The organism is Mesorhizobium sp. M1E.F.Ca.ET.041.01.1.1 (assembly GCF_003997355.1).
Classification (GTDB): domain Bacteria; phylum Pseudomonadota; class Alphaproteobacteria; order Rhizobiales; family Rhizobiaceae; genus Mesorhizobium.
Genome location: NZ_RZSL01000719.1, coordinates 1 through 2627, shown reverse-complemented (window position 1 = coordinate 2627; position 2627 = coordinate 1). Strand labels below are relative to the sequence as shown.

Below are 2627 nucleotides of genomic sequence, written 5' to 3'. Positions count from 1 at the left end.
TATAGTGAAGGCGAGCAGCGCCGCCGACAGCCAGTTGACCAGCACGCCCAGCGTCATCACCGACAGCACGGAGAGCACGAGGCCGAAGCTCAGCGCCTCGCCGGGCGTGACGCGGCCGGCCGGCACCGGGCGGCCGGCCGTCCTGGTCATCACCGCATCGATATCGGCGTCGTACCACATGTTGAGCGCGCCGGAGGCGCCGGCTCCAATCGCAATCGACAGGATTGCGATCACCGCCAGCAGCGGATTGATGGCGACGGGCGCCGCGACCATGCCGACAAAGGCCGTGAAGACGACCAGCGACATGACGCGCGGCTTCAGGAGGGCGAAGAAATCGCCTGCGGTCGCTTCCGACATGCGAAAGCCCGCTTCCTCCATCAATTTGTGGTCGGCAAGAGCCATGCGTACCTAAAGTCCATCATTCCGTTGGCCAAGACCGCCGGCTCACCGGCGGCCTCGCATGCATCGGGAAGCTGCCCTTTACTTGATCTTCGGCAGCTGTTCCCACTGGTGGAACGGCGGCGGCGAAGGCAGCTGCCATTCGAGTGTGGTGGCACCCTCGCCCCACGGATTGGCGCCGGCGACACGCTTCTTCTGGAAGGCCTCGAACACGCCGTAGAGGAAGATCGCAACGCCGACGGCCGCGATGTAGGAGCCGTAGGACGAGACCATGTTCCAGCCGGCGAACGCATCCGGATAGTCGACGGTGCGGCGCGGCATGCCGGCGAGGCCGAGGAAGTGCTGCGGGAAGAAGATCAGGTTGACGCCGACGAAGGTGACCCAGAAGTGGGTGTTGGCGATCACCGGCGAGTACATGTAGCCGGTCATCTTCGGGAACCAGTAGTACCAGCCGGCGAAGATGGCAAACACCGCACCCAGCGACAGCACGTAGTGGAAGTGGGCGATCACGAAATAGGTGTCGTGCAGAGAGCGGTCGAGGCCGGCATTGGCCAGTTGGACGCCGGTGACGCCACCGATGGTGAACAGGAAGATGAAGCCCAGCGCCCACAGCATCGGCGGCTTGAAGGAGATCGAGCCGCCCCACATGGTGGCGATCCACGAGAAGATCTTCACGCCGGTCGGCACCGCGATGACCATGGTGGCGAACACGAAATAGCGCTGCGTGTCGAGCGACAGACCGGTCGTGTACATATGGTGCGCCCAGACGATGAAGCCGACGGCGCCGATCGCGACCATGGCGTAAGCCATGCCGAGATAGCCGAAGACCGGCTTCTTCGAGAAGGTCGAGACGATGTGGCTGATGATGCCGAAGCCGGGCAGGATCAGGATGTAGACCTCCGGATGACCGAAGAACCAGAACAGGTGCTGGAAGAGCAGCGGATCGCCGCCATTGTCCGGCACGAAGAAGGAGGTGCCGAAGTTGCGGTCGGTGAGAAGCATGGTGATGCCACCAGCCAGAACCGGCAGCGAGAGCAGCAGCAGGAAGGCCGTGATCAGCACCGCCCAGGCGAACAGCGGCATCTTGTGCATCGTCATGCCAGGCGCGCGCATGTTGAAGATGGTGGTGATGAAGTTGATGGCGCCGAGGATCGAGGAGGCGCCGGCGATGTGGATCGCGAGAATCGCAAGGTCCATCGCAGGGCCCGGCGATCCGGCCGTCGACAGCGGCGGATAGATCGTCCAGCCGCCGCCGGGGCCGAAGGCGCCGGGCGAGCTCGGCACGAACATCGAGCTGAGCAGCAGCAGGAAGGCCGGAGGCAGAAGCCAGAAAGAGATGTTGTTCATGCGCGGGAAGGCCATGTCCGGCGCGCCGATCATGATCGGCACCATCCAGTTGGCGAAGCCGCCGATCAGGGCTGGCATCACCATGAAGAAGATCATGATCAGGCCGTGCGCGGCGCCGAAGGCATTGTACATGCTCTTGCCGCCGTCGATGGCGGCATCGCCCTGCATGCCGTAGACCATCTGCGCCAGACCGCTGAAGATCTGGATGCCCGGCTCCTGCAGCTCCATGCGGATGGCGACCGAAAGCGCGCCGCCGATAATGCCGGCGATGATCGCGAAGATCAGGTAGAGCGTGCCGATGTCCTTGTGGTTGGTCGAGTACACCCAGCGGACCCAGCCATGCGGCCTGTGGTCGTGGTGGTCGTGAGCTGCAGCCTCTGCCATATTCCGCTCCGTTCCCTAATTCTTGCTAACCCGCGGCATCAGTTGCCGGCGGCCGCTACCTTGTTGGTACCATCGATCTCTGCCGTCAGCGCCTTGTTGGCGGCGGGCACATCGGTCTTGGCCGTCTCCAGCCAGGTCTTGAACTGCGCGTCGGACACGACGCGAATCGCGATCGGCATGAAGGCGTGATCCTTGCCGCAGAGCTGCGAGCACTGGCCGTAGTAGAGGCCCTCCTTCTCCGCCTTGAACCAGGTCTCGTTGGTGCGGCCGGGCACGGCGTCCATCTTGATGCCGAAGGACGGCACCGCGAAGGAGTGAATGACGTCGGTGGCCGTGATCAGCACGCGGGTCGTGGTGTTGACCGGCACCACCAGTTCGTTGTCGACGGCGAGCAGGCGCGGATAGAGGTTGCGGTCTTCCTTGCCGGCCTTGGCGCGGTCGGCGTCCTGAAGAACCGCCGAGTTGAAGGAGAAGCTCTTGTCGACCTGGTATTCGTA

2 protein-coding genes and 1 pseudogene are annotated in these 2627 nt (G+C 63.7%); all 3 read right to left on the bottom strand.

Features of this window, described 5'->3' with window-relative positions; all coding sequences use genetic code 11:
* Window positions 1-402: UbiA family prenyltransferase (locus EOA38_RS33115; protein ID WP_189435085.1), on the bottom strand; the 402-nt coding region annotated here is incomplete at its 3' end.
* A 78-nt stretch (window positions 403-480) separates the two neighbouring features.
* Window positions 481-2130: a cytochrome c oxidase subunit I gene (gene ctaD / locus EOA38_RS33110; RefSeq protein ID WP_127220611.1), complete on the bottom strand. Its 1650-nt coding sequence runs from the start codon at window positions 2128-2130 to the stop codon at window positions 481-483.
* A 38-nt stretch (window positions 2131-2168) separates the two neighbouring features.
* A pseudogene (locus tag EOA38_RS33105) lies at window positions 2169-2627 on the bottom strand (cytochrome c oxidase subunit II); the annotation flags it as partial.